Here is a 21284-nt window from a genome sequence, read left to right on the forward strand (position 1 = left end):
AAATCGCCGGAGGCCACCACGTCAAAATCTGTCTACGGTATGGTTTAGCCAAATCAAGTTTTAGTATCTGCGGAGAAATCCGCCCAAACAAAGAGTTGACCCATAAAACAATAACACGACCAAAAGTCCTTTCGTCTTCGACCGATTTATCTCGTGTCTTGAGTCAGATAAAGTCGCTCGTGTTCGTCGACGAAATAAGCATCACGATCAAAAAACCGGGCGTTCACCCGGTTTGATTCAACTCACTTACGGACCCCTCAAGGGTTCGCGTCTCTAGCCTTCAATCAGCTTCATCAGTAAATGGCCGTCGTACATCGCCTGCTTCACTAGTGCCGCACCGGGCATTGTCGCCTGGGTGTAAAAGCAGCTTTGTTCTATGGTCAGATTCTGATTGTAAATCGGCAGTGACTGGGTACGAACGCACTCCATGATGGCCGGAAACAGAATGTCTTTCGCGCGGTTCAGCTCACTGCCAATCAGGATCTTGTCCGGATTAAACAGATTAACCATGATCGCGATAGCCTGCCCCAGGTTATGGCCCAGCTCAACCATCACTTGGCGGGCTAAGGTATCGCCCTCCACCGCCGCATCACAGATCTTTTGAATGGTCAGCGTTTTACCGTGTAGGGTAGAAAGATGCCCTTCCCGCAGCCGCTGCTCTACTTTCTCAATCACAGCGCTGAGACTGACTTCAGTTTCCAGACATCCATGGTTGCCGCAGAAACAGCGCTTGCCATAGGGCTTGATTTGAATATGACCTAACTCACCGATGTTACCGGTTTGCCCCTGCAGCACATTGTGATCAACCACGATACCGGCACCAACCCCGTGATGGACCGACACCAGAATCGAATTCGCCACATCGCGAGAATTCCCGAACAGCTTCTCGGCCAGCGCCCAGGACCGGGTATCGTTGCCGATAAATACCGGCAGCCCGGTTGCGTTATGAATCGCTGGTCCCAGCGCCAGGTTATGGACGTCATAATGCGGCATTTGCAGGACGATGCCATCTTTGGCGTTGACCAGCCCCGGCAGGGACACCGCAATGGCAGTGATCCGATCCAACTCATTCACATGGCGGGCAAAAAAGCTGCTGATTTCGTCGAGCAGGATCTGCAGCACTACATCCTGATGCAAGGCTTCGATATCCTGACGCTCCTCCACCAGAATGTCACCGCCCAGTTCATGCAAGGCGATAGTCAGATAGCCCCGTCCGAGCCGGATCGACAGAAACTGCCACCCTTCATTGGCAGGCAGTAACCCGATGGCCGGGCGACCACGGGAGGTGGATTCCTGATACTGGGTTTCTTTAATCAAGTGGGCATCAATCAGCTCACGCGTGATTTTGGTGATACTCGCGGGTGCTAGCTGGCTGAGCTTAGACAGCTCAATTCGGGAGACTGGCCCGTACTGATCGATAAGCTTGTAGACGCTGCCGGCATTGTTTCTCTTAATATGGTCGATATGACCAGGCTGAGCGACATACATGCCAATACTCCGGAACAAAATAGCAATAAAAATCGTGGTGGATTAATTTTTTTACTTTGCGAAGTAATTGTGAAGCCGCTTGTGTCCAGGACGTGATACTCATCACGATGAATGCCCGATGGTTATCGTGAACTGTGTCCTTTGCCCAATCAGCCTGCCGACTCCGTTGTAATTTTACAAATAAATGCCCCCCAGCCGAGACAAGGGCCATCAGTTTTGGGATAATGCTCTGCTGCTCAAAAGAGCACCATAGTGATAGATTTGATTCGCCACGAGGTTAGCGGTGTACAAAATTAACGAAGTCTTTGAAACCATTCAGGGTGAAGGTGTATTTACCGGGGTTCCTGCCATATTCGTCCGTTTGCAGGTGTGCCCGGTTGGCTGTGCATGGTGTGATACCAAGCAAACCTGGACGGCTGAGCCACAGGATTACACAACCTTAGATCAAGTGATGGCCAAGACCTCCGACTCGCCGCTCTGGACCAACCTTGATGCACAAGGCGTGGTAAAATTACTTCACGATCAGGGATATACTGCCCGTCACGTGGTGATCACCGGGGGTGAGCCATGTATTTATGACCTGCAACCGCTGACCGCCGCGCTGGAGCAAGCCGGATTCCGCTGTCAGATTGAAACCAGCGGCACCTCCGAAGTTCTGGCGACCGAAAACACCTGGGTCACGGTGTCTCCGAAAATCAACATGAAAGCCAAACTGCCGGTCCTTCGCTCGGCTTTGATGCGCGCCGATGAGATCAAACATCCGGTCGGCACCGAGAAAGATATTGAACAGCTCGACCAGTTGCTGAACGGTGTTGCCCTGAAGCCGGACGTCAGCATTGCGCTGCAACCGATCAGCCAGAAAGCCCGGGCGACGGCCCTGTGCATCGAAACGTGTGTCAAACGTAACTGGCGGCTCTCGATCCAAACCCACAAATACCTGGCGATTGCCTGATCCCCGTGCCGGTTGTCCCGAGACAACCGGCTTTGCTTCCGCCCGCAACACCACTCAATAGCCCGACGGCACTCACACCCTGCCCGCCCCATTCTTACATTTTAGACCCTGCTCAATCTGCAAGACTCTGCCGCAGCTTTAACAACCGCCATCAGGCCGCAACCTATACTCAGCCCAAAACATAATAAAAGAATGTGTTTGGGGAAGTGATTATGCGTGCTTATCTGGGATGCTGCCTTGTCGCGGCCTGTAGTTTATTTTTGACTGCCTGCGGGGGCGGTGGTGGTGACAACCAACCCGCCGCGGAAGGCGATGCCGTACCGGTCTCAACGAAATTCACCATCACAGTCGATACGCCGCCGGATCTGATCACGGCCAGCCGTTCAGGCGGGTTCGGGCTGATCCGCACGGCCTATGCCGACGCGCAAACCAATTTAGCACAGGCGAACTTTGCCGCCGTCTGGCTGGACAAAAAAGGGAAGATCCTCGAGCAAATCGAGATCACGGACGTGAAAAATCAAGGTGACGGGATCTATGACATCACCCTTGGCAGCCGCACCCGGATTAATGCCGTGTTGCTGATTGACCTCTCAAACAGCCCCGACATCGCCATCGCCCCGGGCGAACCCATCCCTGACCATGTATACATGGCCCCGCTGACGGAAGAGCGACTGACCGTGAGCCTGAAATCGACCCTGGCCTACCATGCGCTGGTCGAGCGGGTGATCCAGGACGAGAGCTGGGGGATCTTTGAGGGCCTCTATGATGAGCCGATTCGCAGCCGGGTCTTTTTCTTCCAGGAAGATCTGGACCGCATCGCAGATGATCTTGAAACCACCCTGCTTCCGCAGGTCGGCCTGCAAGGCATGAAACTGAGTGACTTGCTGTCCCTGTCGATCGTGAAAACCATGACACAGGGTCGGATGGAGCGCTTTGTGACTGAACAAGCCGCGGCGCAAGCCAATATCCAGGCGATTCTCAACGATGGCTACTGGACAGTCGGTACGTTTAACGATAACAGCGGCAGTGGGATCCTGACCGAGCAAATGGTCTACAACGCGGACAACACCAGTGTCGGCGAAACCGCTATCCACGAATTTCGCTGGGACAAAAACGGCGCCGCAGACATCGCCCTCACCGAAGTATTCACTTACCTGAGCGGCAGTACGGAGTTCACCAACAACGATATCACCCGCCAGGTGCTCACCGCCCAGGGTTGGGTCGGCCTGTTCGATTACCTCAAAGTCGAGTTAGCCACCGACAAAACCATGCTGCTGACCGATGCGGCCCTGACCCGCGAGGATAAAGCCGGGATCACCATGGACGCCAAAGTGTATCAGCTGGCCGGGAAAAAGATGCATGATTTCCTTTCCAGTGAGGACAACTATCACATCACCCGTTACATCAAACCGGACGAGACCTTTAGCGAAGGGGCATTCGGATTCTATTTTACCTGGCGTCCGGAAAGCGAAACCTACCTGCTGTGTGACAACCGCAACGGCAATACCGACTGCCAGGTTGCCCCATTCGGCCTGCCCAACAGCCCCTACACCGAACTGAACGGCGTGCTGACCGCACCGGCCGATGCCGCGATTTCCATCGACGGTATTAACGGCTTCGCCATTGCCGATAACGTGGTAGTCGAACTACTCAACGACAATAGTTTCACCGCCCGCTACTGGGTCAACATCGCGGCCAATACCTGGAATATTCAGGAAAACGGCTTCTGGGCTCCCACCACAGTAGCCGGAAAATCCATCATCCGGTTCGATGTTCCCAATGTGATCCAGCAGTTGGCCGATCACTACCGGTTCTCTCACGAGAACCTGTTCCTGGTCGAAGATCGGAATTTCGTCCACATCGGCGAAACCCTGCTGGAAAACCAGCCGTTTCACTACAGCGGTTTTGATAACAATGCCAAACAGCAAATTTTCGCTTCGGCCAGCCGCGATAATCTGCCACCGTTCGGTGTCTGTGACTTCGGCAACGGCCTTGGGGCCAACCCGGACCTGTACCTCAACACGGTGACGGAATGCGGCGGGGACGAGCGTTTTACCCAGCAAACCCTCAATAATTTAATGGATCAGCATTTGGTGCAGATCACCGAAGACGGCGAAATCTCCACCACCATTTTGCGCAGCAACAACAGCTGGGAATACTACGTCCATGGCCTGCGCCAGGGCGGCAGCCGCAGTTGGTCCCTGACCGAACAGGGCTATCTCAAGCTGACCCCCAATACCGCCACGCCGGATGAATTCGAATACTGGGCGCTCACCAGCGTCGACTACAGCCGGAAACTTCTGGCCGTCAAAGCCTATGGCGCACAGCCTGAGGCGGATCTCATTTTTACCCTGATCAGCAAAGAATACAGCCCCGGCCAGCTGGCGGCCTGTGCAACTCAGGATTCGGGCTGGGACAGCGCGACCACCACCCCGGTCACGAAGAAAACGCTGACGCAATATCAGGACCAAACAGCGCTGTGTAAACAGATCTGGGAGCAGCGTAACCCCCGTTTCACCCAAGCGCTGCTGATTGGCCAGAGTGGCGATACGAGTGACGACCGGGCGCTGCGGTTCATCGGCGACAGCTCGCGTTTTCTCAAGCTGAGCGATAACTTCCAGGGCGACTTTTTCCTCGGCAACTATGTCGACTCGGATGGCTGTGGCTTTAACTTTCCGATCCGCTGGAAACTGGAAGAAGACGGCACTCTCTATTATGAGGCCGTGGATGGTTCGATGAACGAACGCATCGCGATGACCGACACCGACGGTCTGGGTTTTGCGATCAAAGCGTTCAACCACCAGGCACGCTGGCAGAACGACCCGGATTTGCAGTACGCCGCCACTGACGGCGAAATGTGGAGTGATCTGGTTACTCTGGTCGACGCCGGCACGGTGCCGAATGTGGTGCCCATTACCGAACCGGTCAATCCACCGGCAGAGCCACCCGCAGATGGTGAGCCACAAGGCCCGGTTGCCGGCACGGTTCTTAACGACGGGCAAACATGTGGCTTTACCCAGAGCCAGTAGGCTGTTCCGTCATGTCGCGCTTCTGCAGAGGCACTCACTAAGATAAAGCTCGCAATGCGAGCTTTTTTTCGTCTGCGACCGTTAATTCAGCACGTGGCCAATTGTGTGCAAAATGTGAAGTTGGCGGCGTGTTCAACGTCACAATAACTACTGCGGCACTATTTTTTAACAAGCGTAAACACTACACTATGTCCATAAAAATAATGTAAGAACTATTACAAAAACCTGCTGCCCTATCGAAGAGACCATGGAAGATGCGCTTAACTATTGCTCATAAGCTCCTCCTGACGCTGTTTATTGTTTTTGCCATTGTACTGATCACCTCCCTGGCATATGAGTCCCGCCAGCAGAAAGCCCTGCTGGAGTCGGTGATTAGTGAACAAACGTTAGATAAAGCCGGCAACTATTTCGACAGCCTGAACATGATGATGCTGACCGGCACCATGTCGCAGCGGGAAACGCTGCGGGACAAAGTGCTGTCGCACAAAGGGATTGAAAACGTCCGCGTCATCCGGGGTCCGGCAGTCACCAAGCTTTACGGTCCTGGCTTTGAGAATCAGGCCCCAATCGATGACTTTGACCAACGGGCGCTCAAAGGAGAGCAGATCAGCGAAACCATCACCACTGACAGCGGTAAAACCCTGCTCGTTGCCCTGCCGATGAAAGCCAGCAGTAATTATCGCGGCACCAATTGTATCCAGTGCCACCTGGCCGAAGAGGGTGAAGTTCTCGGGGTCGTACGGCTGGAATACAATCTGGGACCGCTGTACCAGCGGGTTGATGAGCAGTTACTGATCACCGCCGGGATCATGGCCATTATCGCAGCGACCGGCTTCCTGTTCGCCCTGACCCTAATCCGCCGGATGATCGTTCGTCCATTGCTCCGGGTGTCGAGCTATATGAAGCAGACCAGCCTGTATCAGGATCTCAGTGGCCGCCTCAATGAAAATCGCACCGATGAAATCGGCGAGCTCTGCCGCAGCTATGACCAGATGCTGGATAACTTCACCGCCAGCCTGCAGCAGGTCCAGAATACCTCTGAATCGCTGACCCAACAGGCCAACCAGTTGATCCGGGTCTCGTCCGATACCACCAGCGCCGCCGACAGCCAGCGCCTCGAAACATCCGAGATGCTCACGGCCATCGACGAGATGCAACATCAGCAACACGATGTCGAACGCCGCACCACGGAAGCGGCCAGCCTCAGTGAAAGTGCTGCGGATGCCGCATTGGAAGGCACTCGCCTGGCCGATGATGCTGGTGCAGGCATCAAGCACCTGGTCACCGACATTGAAAACGTCAAGGTTCGGATCGATAACCTCAACGAACAAAGCCAGCAGGTCACCAGCATTCTCGACGTGATCCGCGGGATTGCCGAGCAAACCAACTTGCTGGCGCTGAACGCCGCGATTGAAGCCGCCCGAGCCGGTGAACAGGGACGCGGGTTTGCCGTGGTCGCGGAAGAGGTACGTAACCTGGCTAATCGCACGCATCAGGCCACCGGCGACATCCAGTCGATTATCCAGGCGCTGCATGCCGATTGTGAAGCCTCAGCCAGTGCTGTGGAAGACACCTGCCAGACGGCGTACAGCAAAATGGAAACCATTGAACAACTCTCCAGGGCGCTGTCGGAAATCGGCAACGGGATCCAGGTGGTGAATCATCATGCCAACGACATTCAACAACAAAGCAGCGCCCAGGCCAGCATGGTCGATTCTATCCGCACCAAAGTGGAAACAATCACCAGCCATGCCGACGATACCTCCAGCCGTGCGCTACAATCACGAGAGATCAGCGTAAATCTTGAGCAATTGGTCGAGCAGTTAGAACATTTACTGCGTCAATTTACCCTTTCGGGCGATAAGAAGGCTTGATGCCTGTTGTAAGACAGGTAATATTGCTTCTTCGGACTCTATATTTAAACTGTTTAAACATAGATGTATAAAGCGCCTTAACGGAGAATAATTTAAACATGACTTACGCGCCTGTAACAGACGTACTAAGCGGAAAGCTGGCAGTAGACACTGAAGTCACTGTCCGCGGTTGGATCCGCTCACGTCGTGATTCCAAAGCCGGAATCTCTTTCCTTGCCATTTATGACGGCTCTTGTTTCGACCCGATTCAGGCCGTGGTCCCTAATGAGTTAAATAATTACCAGGATGAAGTACTGAAACTGACGACTGGTTGCTCTGTTGAGGTCACTGGTAAAATCGTTGCCTCACCAGCAAAAGGTCAGGATTTCGAGCTGGCTGCAACCGAAGTAAAAGTGGTTGGCTGGGTTGAAGATGCCGATACTTATCCAATGGCAAAAACCCGCCATTCGATTGAGTACCTGCGTGAAGTTGCTCACCTGCGTCCGCGTACCAACGTGATTGGCGCGGTAGCCCGTGTCCGCAACTGCCTGTCACAAGCGATCCACCGCTTCTACCACGAGCAAGGCTTCTTCTGGATGTCTGCGCCGCTGATCACCGCATCTGACTGTGAAGGTGCCGGTGAGATGTTCCGCGTATCAACACTGGACATGACGAACCTGCCACGCACCGACAAAGGCGACGTGGATTACAACGAAGATTTCTTTGGTAAAGAAACCTTCCTGACGGTATCTGGTCAGCTGAACGCCGAAGCTTATGCTTGTGCCCTGAGCAAGGTCTACACCTTCGGTCCGACGTTCCGTGCTGAAAACTCCAACACCAGCCGTCACCTGGCGGAATTCTGGATGGTTGAGCCGGAAGTTGCTTTCGCCGATCTGGACGATGTTGCCAAACTGGCAGAAGACATGCTGAAGTATGTGTTCAAAGCCGTGCTGGACGAGCGTCGCGATGACCTGGAGTTCTTCGCGCAACGCATCAGCAAAGACGCCATCACCCGTCTGGAGCAGTTTGTAGACTCGGATTTCGCTCAGGTGGACTACACCGATGCCATCCAGATCCTGAAAGACTCTGGCCGCGACTTTGAGTTCGACGTTGAGTGGGGTATCGACATGTCTTCTGAGCATGAGCGCTACCTGGCTGAAGAACACTTCAAAGCGCCGGTGATTGTGAAGAACTACCCGAAAGACATCAAAGCGTTCTACATGCGTATGAACGAAGACGGCAAAACCGTTGCGGCGATGGACGTTCTGGCACCGGGCATTGGTGAAATCATCGGTGGCTCTCAGCGTGAAGAGCGTCTGGAACTGCTGGACAAGCGCATGATTGAGATGGGCATTGATCCGGAGCACATGAACTGGTACCGCGACCTGCGCCGTTACGGCACAGTACCACACGCGGGCTTCGGTCTGGGCTTCGAGCGTCTGGTTTCTTACGTGACCGGTATGGCGAACGTTCGTGACGTGATCCCATTCCCACGGACACCGCGTTCAGCGAACTTCTGATCCGCGGCACAAGACACCCAAAAGGCTACCTGTTCAGGTAGCCTTTTTTCTTGTCTGGCTTTTAATTGCGCAATCGTTTACAACGCAGCGTGAAAACTTCACTGAAAGTGTAACCTGCTGTTGTCAAGGGTGACGCACACAAGGTATAAATAGGGCCATCGCCCTTTGTTTAACTTGCATGGAAGACCCACAATGTTTGAAAAGATCACTGCTGCCCCTGCCGACCCGATTCTTGGCCTCACTGAAGAGTTTAAAAACGATCCCCGCTCAGAGAAAATCAACCTGGGTGTCGGGATTTACAAGAATGAGTCCGGCAACACGCCAGTCCTGAGCACGGTGAAGAAAGCCGAAGCCATTTTGCTGGAAAAAGAAACCACCAAATCTTACCTGAGCATTCCGGGCACCGCCGAGTACGGTCTTGCAGTTCAACAACTGCTGTTCGGTGCAGATGCAGCGATCATTTCATCCAAGCGCGCCAAAACCGCTCAAGCGCCGGGTGGTACCGGTGCCCTTCGTGTGGCCGCCGAATTCATCAAGCGCCAGCTGGGTGACGTGAAAGTGTGGATCAGTAACCCAACCTGGGCGAACCACAACGGCGTATTCACTGCAGCCGGTCTGGAAACAGCCCAGTACAGCTACTACAACGCAGAAACCAAAGACATGGATTTCGATGCAGCTCTGGCCGATCTGGCGACTGCTGCACCGGGCGACGTTGTCCTGCTGCACGGCTGCTGCCACAACCCAACCGGGATCGACCCGGATGCCGCGCAATGGCAAAAACTGGCCGAGCTGTGCGTTGAAAAACAACTGCTGCCAATGTTTGACTTTGCCTACCAGGGCTTTGCCAAAGGTGTAGAAGAAGATGCCCAGGGCCTGCGCATTTTCGCCGAACAATGTAAAGAACTGCTGGTTGCCAGCTCGTTCTCGAAAAACTTCGGTCTGTACAACGAGCGTGTCGGTGCCTTCACCCTGGTTGCGGATACCGCAGATCAGGCAGAAACCGCCTTCAGCCAAGTGAAAGCGATTGCCCGAGTGATCTACTCCAACCCACCAGCGCACGGTGCCGCCGTGGTAACCGAAATTCTGAACGATGACGCCCTTCGTGCGGAGTGGGAGCAGGAAGTGGCCGACATGCGCGAGCGCATCCAGGAAATGCGGACCCTGTTTGTTCAGACCCTAAAAGAGCTGGGTGTCGAAGCGGACTTCAGCTTCATTGAGCGCCAGAACGGCATGTTCTCGTTCTCTGGCCTGAATAAAGCCCAGGTCCAGCGCCTGAAAGATGAGTTCGGGATTTATATCGTTGGCTCAGGCCGGATCAGTGTTGCCGGGATGACCAAAGCCAACATGCAGCCGCTGTGTGCCGGGATTGCCGCGGTCCTGTAAGGTAAATGCAATGAACAACAAAAAAGGGCGCCAAGCGCCCTTTTTTGATCGGTTAAACTCCTGATACCAGCAAAGCCTATCTACCCGCACGCAAAATCAATCTACCTGCAAAGCCAATCTACCTGTAAAACGAGTGTAGCTGCAAAGCGCATCGCTCACAGTCCCGCCTTCGGTCTTGGGGTCTTAGGATTTGGGGCTTGGGACGTGCGGCCTACCCGGACTTGTCCAGGGGCAGCACATTATAAAAAAGCTCCCGTTCATACTGGCTTTCCAGTTGCTCCCGCCAGGGCTTTTTCGAAACCGGCATCAAATAAAACGTTTCTCGGCACGTATCGGTGACAAATGCCATCCCGTGCTGCATCAGCTCATAATGAATGTCATGCACAAAATCGAGCGTAAACCCCTGCCGGCCAGTCAGCTGATTGATGTCGTCGCGGGTCAGGCAGACGCCCTGCTCCTCATCAGCAAAGCGGTTGCGGAGCCAGCAGGCAAACTCTCTCGCACTGATCATCGTCATAAACTGCCTCCGATTCTCAATTTCTCAGCAACGTGTACCTTGTTATGTAAGTTATAGCAGAGCTTACAGAAATCTGAGCAATAATCTGTGCCAATCCGGCTACCGCCGGATCTTTCAGCATGGGGACAGCATTTTCACGGGAAAAATCAACGACCAAGCCGCCCTGCTGCAAGTCTTAGAAAAAAGACGCTCAGCGCATATTCGGAAAAGAAAACGGGGGATCAGGCGAGTCTTAAGAAAAAAACGCTGCGTGATCAAAAAGAAGAACATCAATCAGGAAAGAAACAACCCGGCAGATACAACACAGGAAGAAACCAAGAGGAGGGAGAAAACAGGAACAGAAAAAGTCACCCGCTCCTGTCTGGCAGGAACGGGTTCACAGGCTTATACCGCTTTGTACAGTACTTTGTTGCCTGCCAGTTGGATACGCTCCACCAGACCTTCTTCGGCCAGTTTTTTCAGCGCGCCCGTGGCCCAGGATGCCGCTTTCGCTTCTTCCTGACCCGCCTGCAGACCGATCCCTTTCGGGTTGATCCCTTCAGCATGGGTCACAACAATGTCCAGCACGGCTTGCTGTTTTGGTGTCAGTGACACCTGTGTCGCCACAGGCGTCGCTGGAGCTGCCTGTTGTTTCTCAACAGGTTTTGCCGCTGGGGCAGCTTTTACTGTTTCTGCAGTTGGTGCTTTTTTCACAGCTTTCGCTGCTGCCGGTTTTGCTACTGCTACAGTTGCCATCACGCGCTTTTGCAGCTTCAGCTGTACTTTACGTTTGTGAGAGATTCTCATTAAATTTCCTACTCCGTTGCACTACTTTCAGTCACCACCATATACCAATCAGTAAGTTACCCGATCGGTATCGCCAGCGGGAAAAAGTAAGCGCGTGTTATACCAAGGATGTCAGAGAATTGCCAGCAAACGGCTATTTAACCAACAACAAAACGTGATTTTAGACAAAAATATGAGATAACTTCTCATTTCATGAAAATTTCCCGGCAGGAAAAAGTTGTTATTTCCGGACAATCAATCAAATTCAGCAGACATATGCAGTAAACGGCCCGGAATATGAAAAAGAACGCTTATTGTGAGCTAAGTCGCGGCATCATCAGGCCCCTTTTCCGATCATCAACCATAATTAACGCAGAAGCGTATCCGTCTGTTCGGCGCTCCCCTCACCTATGGCCGATGCAATCGTGCCGGGGGGAGCGTGAGACACCACAGGCCATCATCCCCGGGAAGGAGGGCTGCTTGAAAACCCGCTACATCAAACCGCTCACGACCAAACCGCGCAGCTTCTGGCTGTTGTTCAGCTTGAGTGCCTTCATTGCGGTGGGGATACTGGTCTTCAGGTATCCGCAAATCAACTCGGCTGCCGTCGCGCTGCTGCTACTCGCCGCAGTCACCCTGCTGATTATCGGGATCAAGCAAACTCAGGATCCGGAAGTGTCCTTTACCCTGACGTTTATGCACTTGCAGTTTCACAGCCCGTCCGGCGGCTGGTTGGCACGCTGGAGCAACATTGCGGAGATTGGCCCGGCCACAGTCGGGTATCAGGGCTGGTATCAGCCCATTCCCTGGGTCGGGGTCCGGCTGAAGGAGTATGATGAGTTTCTGGAGTCGATTTGCCCGCGAATTGCCAGCAAAATCCTGATGGAGCAGCGCGCATTGCTGATCATGGCCTATCGCCGGGCAGAGCACCCGCCACACCACATCGAAGATATGCTGTTCGACGACCGGCATTTTATCACCCGCAGCGGAAAGCCCCTCAAAGGACTGCTAGCCATGCTGGCCAACCGGATGAAGTACAATCGCGAACTGCTGGGATATGACTTTTTTATTTCCGAAGATTTACTGGATCGCCCAACGGATGACTTCGTTGGGCTGACCCGGCGCTATCTTGCGGCGCGCTGACGGCCCCAAAACTGTCACGTACGCGTGACGAAGCGCGTCAGCATCCGGCGTTAATACAGCGGCATTTCGTCGGCGACAAACGGGTTGGAAGCACGCTCCTGGCCAAACGTCGATTGCGGCCCGTGGCCCGGAATGAAAGTGACATCGTTACCGAGCGGCCACAACTTCCCTTTGATGGCATTGATCAGGGTCTGGTAATCGCCTTGCGGAAAATCAGTCCGGCCAATCCCGCCTTTAAACAGGACATCCCCGACAAATGCCAACCGGGCCGAATCGCTGAATAACACGACATGACCCGGGGTATGGCCCGGTGTGTGGTACACCTGCAGGGATTGGTTGCCGACGGTGATCTCGTCTCCCTCTGCCAGCCACTGATCCGGCTCAAAGGCCTCAGTGCGCGGGAAGCCGAACATCTGGCTCTGCTCAGGCAAGCCCTGCAGCCAGAACGCATCGTCTTGATGCGGACCAATGATCGGGACATTCAGTTCAGCCGCCAGCGGCGCAGTGCCGCCGACATGATCCAGATGGCCGTGGGTCAGGATCAGCTTGGTGACGGTCACTCCCAACTCTTGCACCTTGGCTTTGAGCTGTGCGATATCGCCACCCGGATCCACCAGCGCGGCTTCATGGGTTTCATCACACCAGACAATGGAGCAATTTTGCTGAAACGGGGTCACCGGAACAATTGTATACTGAAGACTCATAGCCCTATCCTAAACATCAATCAACTGGCCGCAGGATACCATGAGGAGCGGGGCGACGACCAATCTCAAATCCACCCGACAGAAACAACAAAGCCGGAATCTGTCAAGAGAGGGAGACAGAAACCGGCTTTGGAATTATTCGATTTGATAGCGCAGCAGGGTGATCACCAGCGACGAACCGGGCCGGTATCAATGTGGATAAAACCGCTACTCGGGTAATACCCCACCCCGCCGAGGCGAAGTTCCAGCGCCGCATTGCGCACTTTCGACAGCGGCACGCCTTCCAGATTGAAGTCGATCGCTTGGCCTTTCATATGATAGCTTTTTTTCGCCACACCACCATTTTTTTGCAAGGCGCTATTCGTTTCTGGTGATCGGTATCCCGAAATGATGCGCACCTGGCCTTTGTGACCCAATCCTTCCTGGATCTCGGTGATGGCATCAAACAAACGTCGATCCATATGCGCGACTTCATTGCGTCGAAAGTCACGGCAGATATGGTTGATCCGTTGCAACTCCTGCCGGATATAGATTTTTCCGTCAAAATACTGAGTTTCGAGATCCTCGCGGGTGTGGATATTACACAAGGAAAGCGTTCGAGCGCTTATCGCTTTATGAGCGCCAGAAGCTTTGTCAGAACCAGAAGCTTTATACGGACTAGAAAATGCCGTTCCAGGCAGTAAACATGCGCCAACAGCCATCCCTCCAGCAACCAACAACTGGCGGCGCTTGTAATCAATCTCAGACATCCTAACCTAAACCATTTTCTTGCTTGAATCGAGCCAGTGACGGCAAAACGAACTGCAAGATAACGTTCGGTTTTTATTCAGTCAAACCCCAAAATGACAAAATTCCGACACTCTCCAGGTTGATTTTTGACTAATTATTGACTAGTAAGGATTTTCACCCGAAAAAAGAAATGTAAATTTTTCTTCTTTTTGCGACATCGGGTTAATTTGATCATAGCTGTAGACATCATTGCGGAAGTTCACCTGCCCGTCTTCGTCAACCCAGGCTGTCTGATAAATCAGATGAACCTTGACCTGATTACTAAGCCCGACAGTTCGGGTGTTCGTTCTTGCTTTCAACTCATCGACCCGCTGCGGCGAAACCCCGGAGTCCGTTAGCAAAATCCGGGCTAGATCGTCCGCATGTTCCACCCGAATACACCCCGAACTGAACGCCCGCGTGGTTTTGTTAAACAAGCTTTTGGCAGGGGTGTCATGCAGATAAATCGCGTTATTGTTCGGGATATTGAATTTAAACCGGCCCAGCGCGTTCTTTTCCCCCGGTTGCTGGCGCAGCCGGTACGGAAAGGCTTTCGCATTCACCAGACGCCAGTCAATCGTGTGAATCGGGATTTGCTCTGAGCTGTCCCAACTCCGGATCACCCGAAAGCCGTTACGATACAGATAACCGCGATCATAACGGGCCTTCGGCAGAATATCTTTGCGCATAATGGAGTTGGGTACATTCCAGTACGGGTTAAATACCACAGACGCGACCGTCGAACTCATCAGCGGCGTCGGACGACTGGGACGCCCGACAATCACTTTGCTGTCCAGCACGTGTTTATTGTCCAACCACAGGCTCATATCATAAGCCGGTATGTTCACTACCAGCATTGACGGGAAATCGGCAGGCCACAGGCGTAAGCGCTGGGCATTCAGGGCCAGGATCCGGATCCGCTCCTGCACCGGCATCATCAGCCAGTAGCGGGTCTGCGGGCCGATCACACCATCCACTTTTAGCCCATGCCGCTCCTGAAACCGCTTCATTGCATTGGCTAAATCGATATTGTAGATCCGCACGTTTGACGTCCGCAGCTGCGCGGCCTGGTAAGGCGTTAAATCGCCCAGTTGTTCCAGGCGGGTGATCAGGGCCTCTGGCTGTTGAAGCCGGGTCCCCAGCCGGATATAGCCCGGTTGATAAAAGCCGGGCCAGGACGCCTGGCTGTGCTGCGCTAGGGCATCAATGGCCCGCTGCAATTGGGTGTAGCGCCGATCCTGCGGTTTCAACGCGGCAATAAATGCGTGTAGTTGCCCGGTTTCGATCGCGCTGTTCAGATGATTCAAACCCTGAGAAGAGGGCAACGGTAAGCTTGGGTCGATCCCGGCCCCGAACAGCCAACCCCGGCCATACTCCGGCAGGCCTTCGAGGTAACTCATATAAGCCAGTAAGGTATCGGTGGCCAACAGATCATATTGACGCCAGTCATTGGACTGTTTCAGGTGAGCCAGTTGCGCGTAACGACGGGAGAAGTCAGCACTGACCCCGGACAGCGCGAGCAATTGCAATTGCTCTTCCAGTGCTGTGGTGGCCAGTGAATCCTGCCACAACGGTGCGTAGCCATTTGCCAGATACAAGGCTGCCAATTGATTGATGTAGCGGACGCTCGAAAGATTGCTCGTCGTTTGACGCACCCACTGTTCGGCATCCACCTGGGGGGCGATTGCGGCAACCGTCGGCTCTGCGGCATCCAACGCCGCGACCGGCGCCTGTGCAGGGGACAAGGTCTCGGCCGACACCATCTGAGCAGTGACCATCACAACAAGCCCGAGACAACGAAGCTTTGATATAGCCATGGGAGCTCCCCGTTTACAACATTTTAAGTATGGCAAATTCGAAGCGTGACGGACTTAAATTTAGTCGGTGCCGCGGAGCAGAAATGTTTCAATACTTAAACTCGACCAGTGGAAAAGCGCGTTAAACTTGCCTTTCAGAGAGATAGCGACTCAAGGAGAGAGGAACACGGGAAGGCTGAGCAGAGAGACAGATGTTCAAAAAGATAGCAGCTTACCCAACTGCGAACATAGCGAGTCGGAAAATGACGACGGCAGGTATAAGCGCCACGGCAGACGATTTTGTCCCAGAAAGGTGATATTCCAGCCGATGGCGCTTGTCAGGAAGCCAGACTTCCGTCGTGGTAGTTCCCGGTTGTGGCTACCCGGTCGTAGTGAGAGCCCGGTCGTAGTGGGAGCCCGGTTAACCCGGGAGCACATTCCAGTGATTGTCCCACATCACCGGGCTTTGGAACCCGACGGCATTGGCTGGCGGTGTGATAGTCAGCACTTTGCCGGAGCCGGAGCCGACCAGCCATTCACCCTGAATTACCCCAACACCTGAAGCATCCACTAACGGGCGGATTTCAACCAGCTCGCGGCTGGCTTCATGCCAAATCCCGTAGCAATTCCCCCGTGGCGAAGTGGCGAGCAAATAGCCGTCTACACTGGCGATACTGGCAATATAGTGGTTGAACCGCAGCCACTGCTCATCCTCAGCCAGTAACTGGCGAAGCGGTTCTCCCCGGCGGTGCAGCGCCACCAGCGGGGCTGCCTGCTCAGGCTCTCCGCGGTACTGCTGGCCGCACGCCACTTCCCCGGTATCGGTCACGCTCAGGTGGCGGATACTCAGGCGCTTATCCGCCAGGGTAACTTTCTCCAGCAACGCGCCGTTTCGGGCATCCAGATACACCAGTGCCGGTTGCATGGTCTCCAGATTCAGCGGTGTTCGCCCCTGCGTGTGCACACCACCGACACCGATTGCCAGGGTATGCTCATCGACCAGCACCACTTCATGGGGGCCAATGCCAAATCCGGTATATTCGGCCACCTTCGGCAGACCCGGTGTCACCTGGTATACCCCGATCACCCCTTCACTGGTGGTACGGACCCCTTCCGTGGTGTAAAGGTACTGACCGTCGGCAGAAAACACCCCGTGGCCGTAAAAGTGCCGCCCGGGATCCGCGGCCCGGATCGGCCATTCTTCTCCGCTGCGATAATCGATCACCTGCAGGTACTGCCCCGGACGCCGACTGAATGCCGCCGCCAGGGTACCGCCCGGTTGCAGGGCAACTCCATGGCCTCGACCCGGCAGGGCACAGCGATAAATCGGCTGACCGTCCTGGGAGGCCACGACCACCGCATAGTTGCCATTGGCGGTTCGGCTACACCCGATGATCCGCGGGGTCGACTGAGCGGTCGAGGTCGTCCCGGAACATGCCGTCAGAGCCGTCGCAACCGGTGCCAGCGTGGCGGCCCCCAGGGCCGCACGCAGTAATTTCCGTCGTGTTGTATCAGTCACCATCGGTTGCATTGAACCCCACAACGACTTTTAACTCCGGCGCCACCTCGTCATGCAACGCAATCCGGATATATTCCAGGCCATTGTAAATCTTCAGCAACTCGCGATACCCCGCCACGGTTTTCAGCATCGGCACCATGGCGTCAGACTGCGGCCAGTCAGCCAGTAAAGCAATGAACTGGTTGTTGATCCGATCCGCCGTCTCGCTGAAACCCTGCTCTCGCAACAAGGCATCGATACCGTGACCACCGGCCAGGTACAACTGCTGCATTGCAGCTACGCTGGCTTTCAGGTGGCTCAGCGAGGTTTGCGAACGCCAGGCTTCAGCCTGATAAGGCTTCGGCGAACCCGGTTTCCCCAATGGTCGACCCAGTTTTTTCATACTGTAATCAAGCTGATTATTCAGCGCCCCCAGATACTCACCGAGCGCCATTTGCGGCGTCATCTGCTGCCACGGATTGTTCTGCCAGGCCGCCAGCAGTTGCTCACTGCTTTGCTGGATTCGACCGCCGATAGCACCCACCAACGCACAACCCTGACCATTTTCAAGCTGATCCGCGTGCTCATACAGGAACCATTCGGTTGCACCCAGCCCCTGCACCGCCACGCTCTGTTCAGCCACATCCGCGACCGTCCAGGATTTTTCCTGCTTCAGCAACTGGTTGAGCTTCACGCCGGTGATGTCTTTCTTATCCGGCCAGAACTGGATTTGCCAGCTCAGCGCCAATGCAGCTTCACTGCCTTTCTCCCGGCCCTGAAAAACCATCCAGCGATCCATGACCTGACGCCAGGACTGCTGCGCCGCAGCCAGCGAAGCCGGGCTATAGCTTTCGCAAACGGCTTCCAGATCCTGGTTCAGCTGCCCGGCCGCTTTCGCAAAATCTTCCGCCGACGTGACATGCAGCTGGTGCACCGCCTCACTCATCGTCTGCTGCTCTTGGCAACCGGTCATCAGCAGCGCCGCGGCAGCCACTGACAATACAGAACTTCTCATGCTTTCTCCCTATAACGATTGCAAAAAGGCAATCAATGCATCGCGCTCATTCTTAGATAGCATCAACACTTTATCACGACTTTGCTGTGCTTCGCCGCCATGCCAGAGAATCGCTTCCATTAAATTACGGGCCCGACCGTCATGCAGGAAGTAGCTGTGGCCGTTCACTTCTTCGGTATAGCCAATCCCCCACAGCGGCGCGGTACGCCATTCACGGCCATTGGCCAGGAATTCGCCGCGGTGATCCGCCAGTCCTTCGCCCATATCATGCAGCAGCAGATCGGTATACGGATGGATCAACTGCTCCGACAGCGCCGGGAGTGCATCATTCTTTGCCGTTTTGACCGATGTCTGGTGACAACTTTCACAGCCGACCTTGGCAAACAGAGACTCGCCCAGTTTCACTTGCGGGTCATCCACATTCCGACGCGCCGGCACCGCTAGGTGACGGGCATAAAACTCAACGAAGTTCAGCACGTTATCGCTCACTTCCGGCTCACCGCCACTCGGCAGCTCCGAACAGACAGTCTGTTGCGCACTGCAGTTCTCCTGAGGGAACAGTCTGCTGGTCAAGCCGACATCGCCGTTAAAGGCGGCCGCATTTTGCTGCATCACCGTCGGCTGCCCGGCTTTCCAGCCAAAACGGCCGGTCACGGTTTTCTGCTGCTGGACATCCCAGACCTTGTTCAGTTTCCCGGACACGCCTTGTCCGGCTTCGCGTTGCTCGCGGGCAAAAGCTTCAAGCGTGTGTTCCGGAATTTGCTCCAGCAGGCCCAGACCAATCATCGGCGGGGCGATACGCGCCGAAAGCATGACGTCCGGGTGCAGGGCGCCATAGTTGAGCTCAGAAATCGACACCTCAGGCTGGCGCAGTGTCACCACTTCCCCGTCGGCAAAAGTCACGGGCACATCGAGATAAGTGACCGCCACCTGCCCCTCCGGTTTGGCACCCGGGTTGGCAAAATCCTGCAGCTGATCGCCATAAATTGGATCCGGGATCACGCCGCCGAAAATTAGCGCCCGCTGCTGCTCTGCAGTCGTTGCCGGAATGCTCAAGCGCACCAACATCGAGACCGCATTGCCATCCCCCGGCTCCGGCGGATGGCCACGGCCGTCTTTGATATGGCAGTTCTGACACCCGTTGGTGTTAAAAATCGGCCCCAGACCATCCCGGGCATCAGTGGTTGCCGGTGCCTGAACCCAGGGATTACGGAAGAAACTGTTCCCGACACTAAAGTCCAGGCGTTTCGACATCGGCAAGTTGGCCGCCGGAAGAGAGAAAGCGTTTGGGCCGGATTTATTGACAGTGGTGCCACCGCCGGATTTCTCAGTGGTGACGGATGCTGGTTTGGACTCAGAGCCGGTTGCTTGCGCGAAGGCCGTAAAGGAGCATGCAGCCATAGAAATCCATGCTGCCGTAAGGTACAACTTCATGTTACATACTCTGCTGATTGTAATGTTAAAAAGGGCTCGTGTGAGCCCTTGAATCGGTTTGGGTGCTGAACAATTGCTTAGAATTGGTGATCTGCAGTATCCGGGTTCAGGTTGCTGATCCCAATGATGCTGGCCGCACGTTCAATCTCAGCCGTCTGCTTCACCAGCGCACTGATTGACTCAGTGACCAAGGCATTCCCTGCTTTGTTGTCCGCAGCAATTAGCTGATCAAAGTACTGGTTCTGCTTCTCCGCAGACTGAACCAGGGTATAAACCTGGCTACGGGCACGGTCAAACTCAGCCTGGATCTCTTTCGCCGCTTGCTTGTCTTTCTGCTCAACCAGGGCGTGGATACCCGGACCAGAAACCAGCGTGCCGTTCACACGCATGTAAGTCCCGGTGTAAACGTTGTAGATCCCTTGCTCGTTGTAGTAGTGCGAGTTGTGGGTGTTATCCGAGAAACAATCGTGCTCGTCTTCTGTTGAGTTTGCTTCCAGGGCAACTTTCATTCGCTCGCCCGCCAGCTCACCCAGCGACAGAGATCCCATGCCGAACAGCATTTTACGCAGACCGTTCTCCGGCGTGTCAGCCAGCAGTTCAGTACGATAATTGCCCTTCACGTTCGCTGCCCACTGCTGGGTCATCCAGGTCAGGTCGCTTTGCAGCAGCTCAGAAGCCGCTTTCAGGTACGCGCGACGACGGTCACAGTTATCATTGGTACATGCTTCACCGTAAGCAAAGTCCGAGGCCTGACGCTCACCGGCACCCTTATTCGTGCCGTTCAGATCCTGGCCCCACAGCAGGAATTCAATCGCGTGGTAGCCTGTCGCAACGTTGGCTTCAGAACCGCCCAGCTCGTTCAGATCAGCCAGCAGCTCAGGGGTGATCTTAGAAACATCGATTTGGCTGTTGCCGATTTGCAGCGCTTGATTCGCGATGATGTTGGCCTTCGCGCCTTCATTACCCAGCTCGTAGTGGTAGTCATTCGCAACGTAGTCAATCAGGCCTTCATCCAGTGGCCAGGCGTTCAGCTGACCTTCCCAATCATCAACCACGGCATTACCAAAACGGAACACTTCTGACTGCTGGTAAGGAACACGGGCCGCTTTCCAAGCCTCACGGGCTTTAGCCAGGTTCGCATCCGACGGATTCGCGATCAGCGTATCAATCGCCTTATCCAGTGACTGCGCTGTCGTCAGGGCGTCACTGAATACGCTGTGAGCGATGTCGGCATAATGCTCAACAACGTCAGCCTTGGTTGGTGCCGCTTGTGCAAATACCGGTAGCGTCAACAGCGACGCAGCAATCAGGTTACGGGTAAATCTCGTGTTCATTCTGATCATCATCCTTTTTAAAACTGCTATACCCAAATCACTCGCGCAAATCTTTACGCTAGTGAGAATCATTATTATTCGCTCA

At 54.5% G+C, this 21284-nt stretch carries 16 protein-coding genes; 6 read left to right on the forward strand and 10 right to left on the reverse strand.

The window, feature by feature from the left end; all coding sequences use genetic code 11:
• Positions 1-273: 273 nt before the first annotated feature.
• Positions 274-1488, reverse strand: coding sequence for a sugar metabolism global transcriptional regulator Mlc (gene mlc, locus VV869_RS00145; RefSeq protein WP_337732996.1), 1215 nt, complete (start codon positions 1486-1488; stop codon positions 274-276).
• A gap of 283 nt (positions 1489-1771) precedes the next feature.
• Between mlc and queE the strand changes: the two genes are divergently transcribed.
• From queE to VV869_RS00170, 5 genes are all read left to right on the forward strand, one after another.
• Positions 1772-2440, forward strand: coding sequence for a 7-carboxy-7-deazaguanine synthase QueE (gene queE / locus VV869_RS00150; protein ID WP_337732997.1), 669 nt, complete (start codon positions 1772-1774; stop codon positions 2438-2440).
• A gap of 212 nt (positions 2441-2652) precedes the next feature.
• Positions 2653-5469, forward strand: a complete 2817-nt coding sequence (locus tag VV869_RS00155) for a hydrogenase expression protein HypA (protein ID WP_337732998.1) — start codon at positions 2653-2655, stop codon at positions 5467-5469.
• Between the two features lie 254 nt (positions 5470-5723).
• Positions 5724-7343 carry a methyl-accepting chemotaxis protein gene (locus VV869_RS00160; protein WP_337732999.1) on the forward strand — a complete coding sequence of 540 codons (1620 nt, stop codon included), beginning with the start codon at positions 5724-5726 and terminating at the stop codon, positions 7341-7343.
• Positions 7344-7441: 98 nt separating this feature from the next.
• Entirely contained in the window at positions 7442-8842 is a 1401-nt protein-coding gene (gene asnS, locus VV869_RS00165; protein ID WP_337733000.1) for an asparagine--tRNA ligase, read from the forward strand.
• 192 nt (positions 8843-9034) lie between these two features.
• Positions 9035-10225: an amino acid aminotransferase gene (locus VV869_RS00170; RefSeq protein WP_337733001.1), complete on the forward strand. Its 1191-nt coding sequence runs from the start codon at positions 9035-9037 to the stop codon at positions 10223-10225.
• Between the two features lie 211 nt (positions 10226-10436).
• On the opposite strand, the gene VV869_RS00175 is transcribed toward VV869_RS00170, so the two are convergent.
• Complete coding sequence (locus tag VV869_RS00175) at positions 10437-10742, reverse strand: hypothetical protein (RefSeq protein WP_337733002.1); 306 nt, start codon at positions 10740-10742, stop codon at positions 10437-10439.
• Between the two features lie 384 nt (positions 10743-11126).
• The gene (locus VV869_RS00180) at positions 11127-11528 is read right to left on the reverse strand and encodes a MarR family transcriptional regulator (protein WP_337733003.1); all 402 of its coding nucleotides are present in this window, start codon (positions 11526-11528) and stop codon (positions 11127-11129) included.
• Between the two features lie 459 nt (positions 11529-11987).
• Here VV869_RS00180 and VV869_RS00185 point away from each other — a divergent pair, with 459 nt between their 5' ends.
• On the forward strand, positions 11988-12650 hold the full coding sequence (locus VV869_RS00185) for a DUF2982 domain-containing protein (RefSeq protein WP_337733004.1): 663 nt from the start codon (positions 11988-11990) through the stop codon (positions 12648-12650).
• A gap of 50 nt (positions 12651-12700) precedes the next feature.
• Here the strand turns inward: VV869_RS00185 and VV869_RS00190 are convergent, their stop codons facing one another.
• The 7 genes from VV869_RS00190 to VV869_RS00220 form a co-directional block, all read right to left on the reverse strand.
• A complete protein-coding gene (locus VV869_RS00190; RefSeq protein WP_337733005.1) occupies positions 12701-13354 on the reverse strand; it encodes an MBL fold metallo-hydrolase in 654 nt (217 codons plus the stop codon).
• Between the two features lie 164 nt (positions 13355-13518).
• Positions 13519-14103, reverse strand: coding sequence for a YcbK family protein (locus VV869_RS00195; protein WP_337733006.1), 585 nt, complete (start codon positions 14101-14103; stop codon positions 13519-13521).
• 141 nt (positions 14104-14244) lie between these two features.
• On the reverse strand, positions 14245-15939 hold the full coding sequence (locus VV869_RS00200; RefSeq protein WP_337733007.1) for a L,D-transpeptidase family protein: 1695 nt from the start codon (positions 15937-15939) through the stop codon (positions 14245-14247).
• A gap of 400 nt (positions 15940-16339) precedes the next feature.
• The gene (locus VV869_RS00205; protein ID WP_337733450.1) at positions 16340-17440 is read right to left on the reverse strand and encodes a DUF1513 domain-containing protein; all 1101 of its coding nucleotides are present in this window, start codon (positions 17438-17440) and stop codon (positions 16340-16342) included.
• A complete protein-coding gene (locus tag VV869_RS00210; protein ID WP_337733008.1) occupies positions 17430-18431 on the reverse strand; it encodes an imelysin family protein in 1002 nt (333 codons plus the stop codon). Before VV869_RS00210 ends, VV869_RS00205 begins: the two co-directional genes overlap by 11 nt.
• Positions 18432-18440: 9 nt before the next feature.
• Positions 18441-19865: a di-heme oxidoreductase family protein gene (locus VV869_RS00215; protein ID WP_337733009.1), complete on the reverse strand. Its 1425-nt coding sequence runs from the start codon at positions 19863-19865 to the stop codon at positions 18441-18443.
• A gap of 77 nt (positions 19866-19942) precedes the next feature.
• Entirely contained in the window at positions 19943-21199 is a 1257-nt protein-coding gene (locus VV869_RS00220) for an imelysin family protein (protein ID WP_337733010.1), read from the reverse strand.
• Positions 21200-21284: the final 85 nt, after the last annotated feature.

The sequence above is a fragment of the Photobacterium sp. MCCC 1A19761 genome (assembly GCF_037389125.1).
In the GTDB taxonomy this organism is placed as follows: domain Bacteria; phylum Pseudomonadota; class Gammaproteobacteria; order Enterobacterales; family Vibrionaceae; genus Photobacterium.

Excerpts from the sequence above, each read along its gene's own strand:
- mlc (WP_337732996.1), bottom strand. The coding sequence starts at position 1,488 with ATGTATGTCGCTCAGCCTGGTCATATCGACCATATTAAGAGAAACAAT.
- VV869_RS00155 (WP_337732998.1), top strand. The coding sequence starts at position 2,653 with ATGCGTGCTTATCTGGGATGCTGCCTTGTCGCGGCCTGTAGTTTATTT.
- VV869_RS00160 (WP_337732999.1), top strand. The coding sequence starts at position 5,724 with ATGCGCTTAACTATTGCTCATAAGCTCCTCCTGACGCTGTTTATTGTT.
- asnS (WP_337733000.1), top strand. The coding sequence starts at position 7,442 with ATGACTTACGCGCCTGTAACAGACGTACTAAGCGGAAAGCTGGCAGTA.
- VV869_RS00170 (WP_337733001.1), top strand. The coding sequence starts at position 9,035 with ATGTTTGAAAAGATCACTGCTGCCCCTGCCGACCCGATTCTTGGCCTC.
- VV869_RS00175 (WP_337733002.1), bottom strand. The coding sequence starts at position 10,742 with ATGACGATGATCAGTGCGAGAGAGTTTGCCTGCTGGCTCCGCAACCGC.
- VV869_RS00180 (WP_337733003.1), bottom strand. The coding sequence starts at position 11,528 with ATGAGAATCTCTCACAAACGTAAAGTACAGCTGAAGCTGCAAAAGCGC.
- VV869_RS00190 (WP_337733005.1), bottom strand. The coding sequence starts at position 13,354 with ATGAGTCTTCAGTATACAATTGTTCCGGTGACCCCGTTTCAGCAAAAT.
- VV869_RS00195 (WP_337733006.1), bottom strand. The coding sequence starts at position 14,103 with ATGTCTGAGATTGATTACAAGCGCCGCCAGTTGTTGGTTGCTGGAGGG.
- VV869_RS00200 (WP_337733007.1), bottom strand. The coding sequence starts at position 15,939 with ATGGCTATATCAAAGCTTCGTTGTCTCGGGCTTGTTGTGATGGTCACT.
- VV869_RS00205 (WP_337733450.1), bottom strand. The coding sequence starts at position 17,440 with ATGGTGACTGATACAACACGACGGAAATTACTGCGTGCGGCCCTGGGG.
- VV869_RS00210 (WP_337733008.1), bottom strand. The coding sequence starts at position 18,431 with ATGAGAAGTTCTGTATTGTCAGTGGCTGCCGCGGCGCTGCTGATGACC.
- VV869_RS00215 (WP_337733009.1), bottom strand. The coding sequence starts at position 19,865 with ATGAAGTTGTACCTTACGGCAGCATGGATTTCTATGGCTGCATGCTCC.
- VV869_RS00220 (WP_337733010.1), bottom strand. The coding sequence starts at position 21,199 with ATGAACACGAGATTTACCCGTAACCTGATTGCTGCGTCGCTGTTGACG.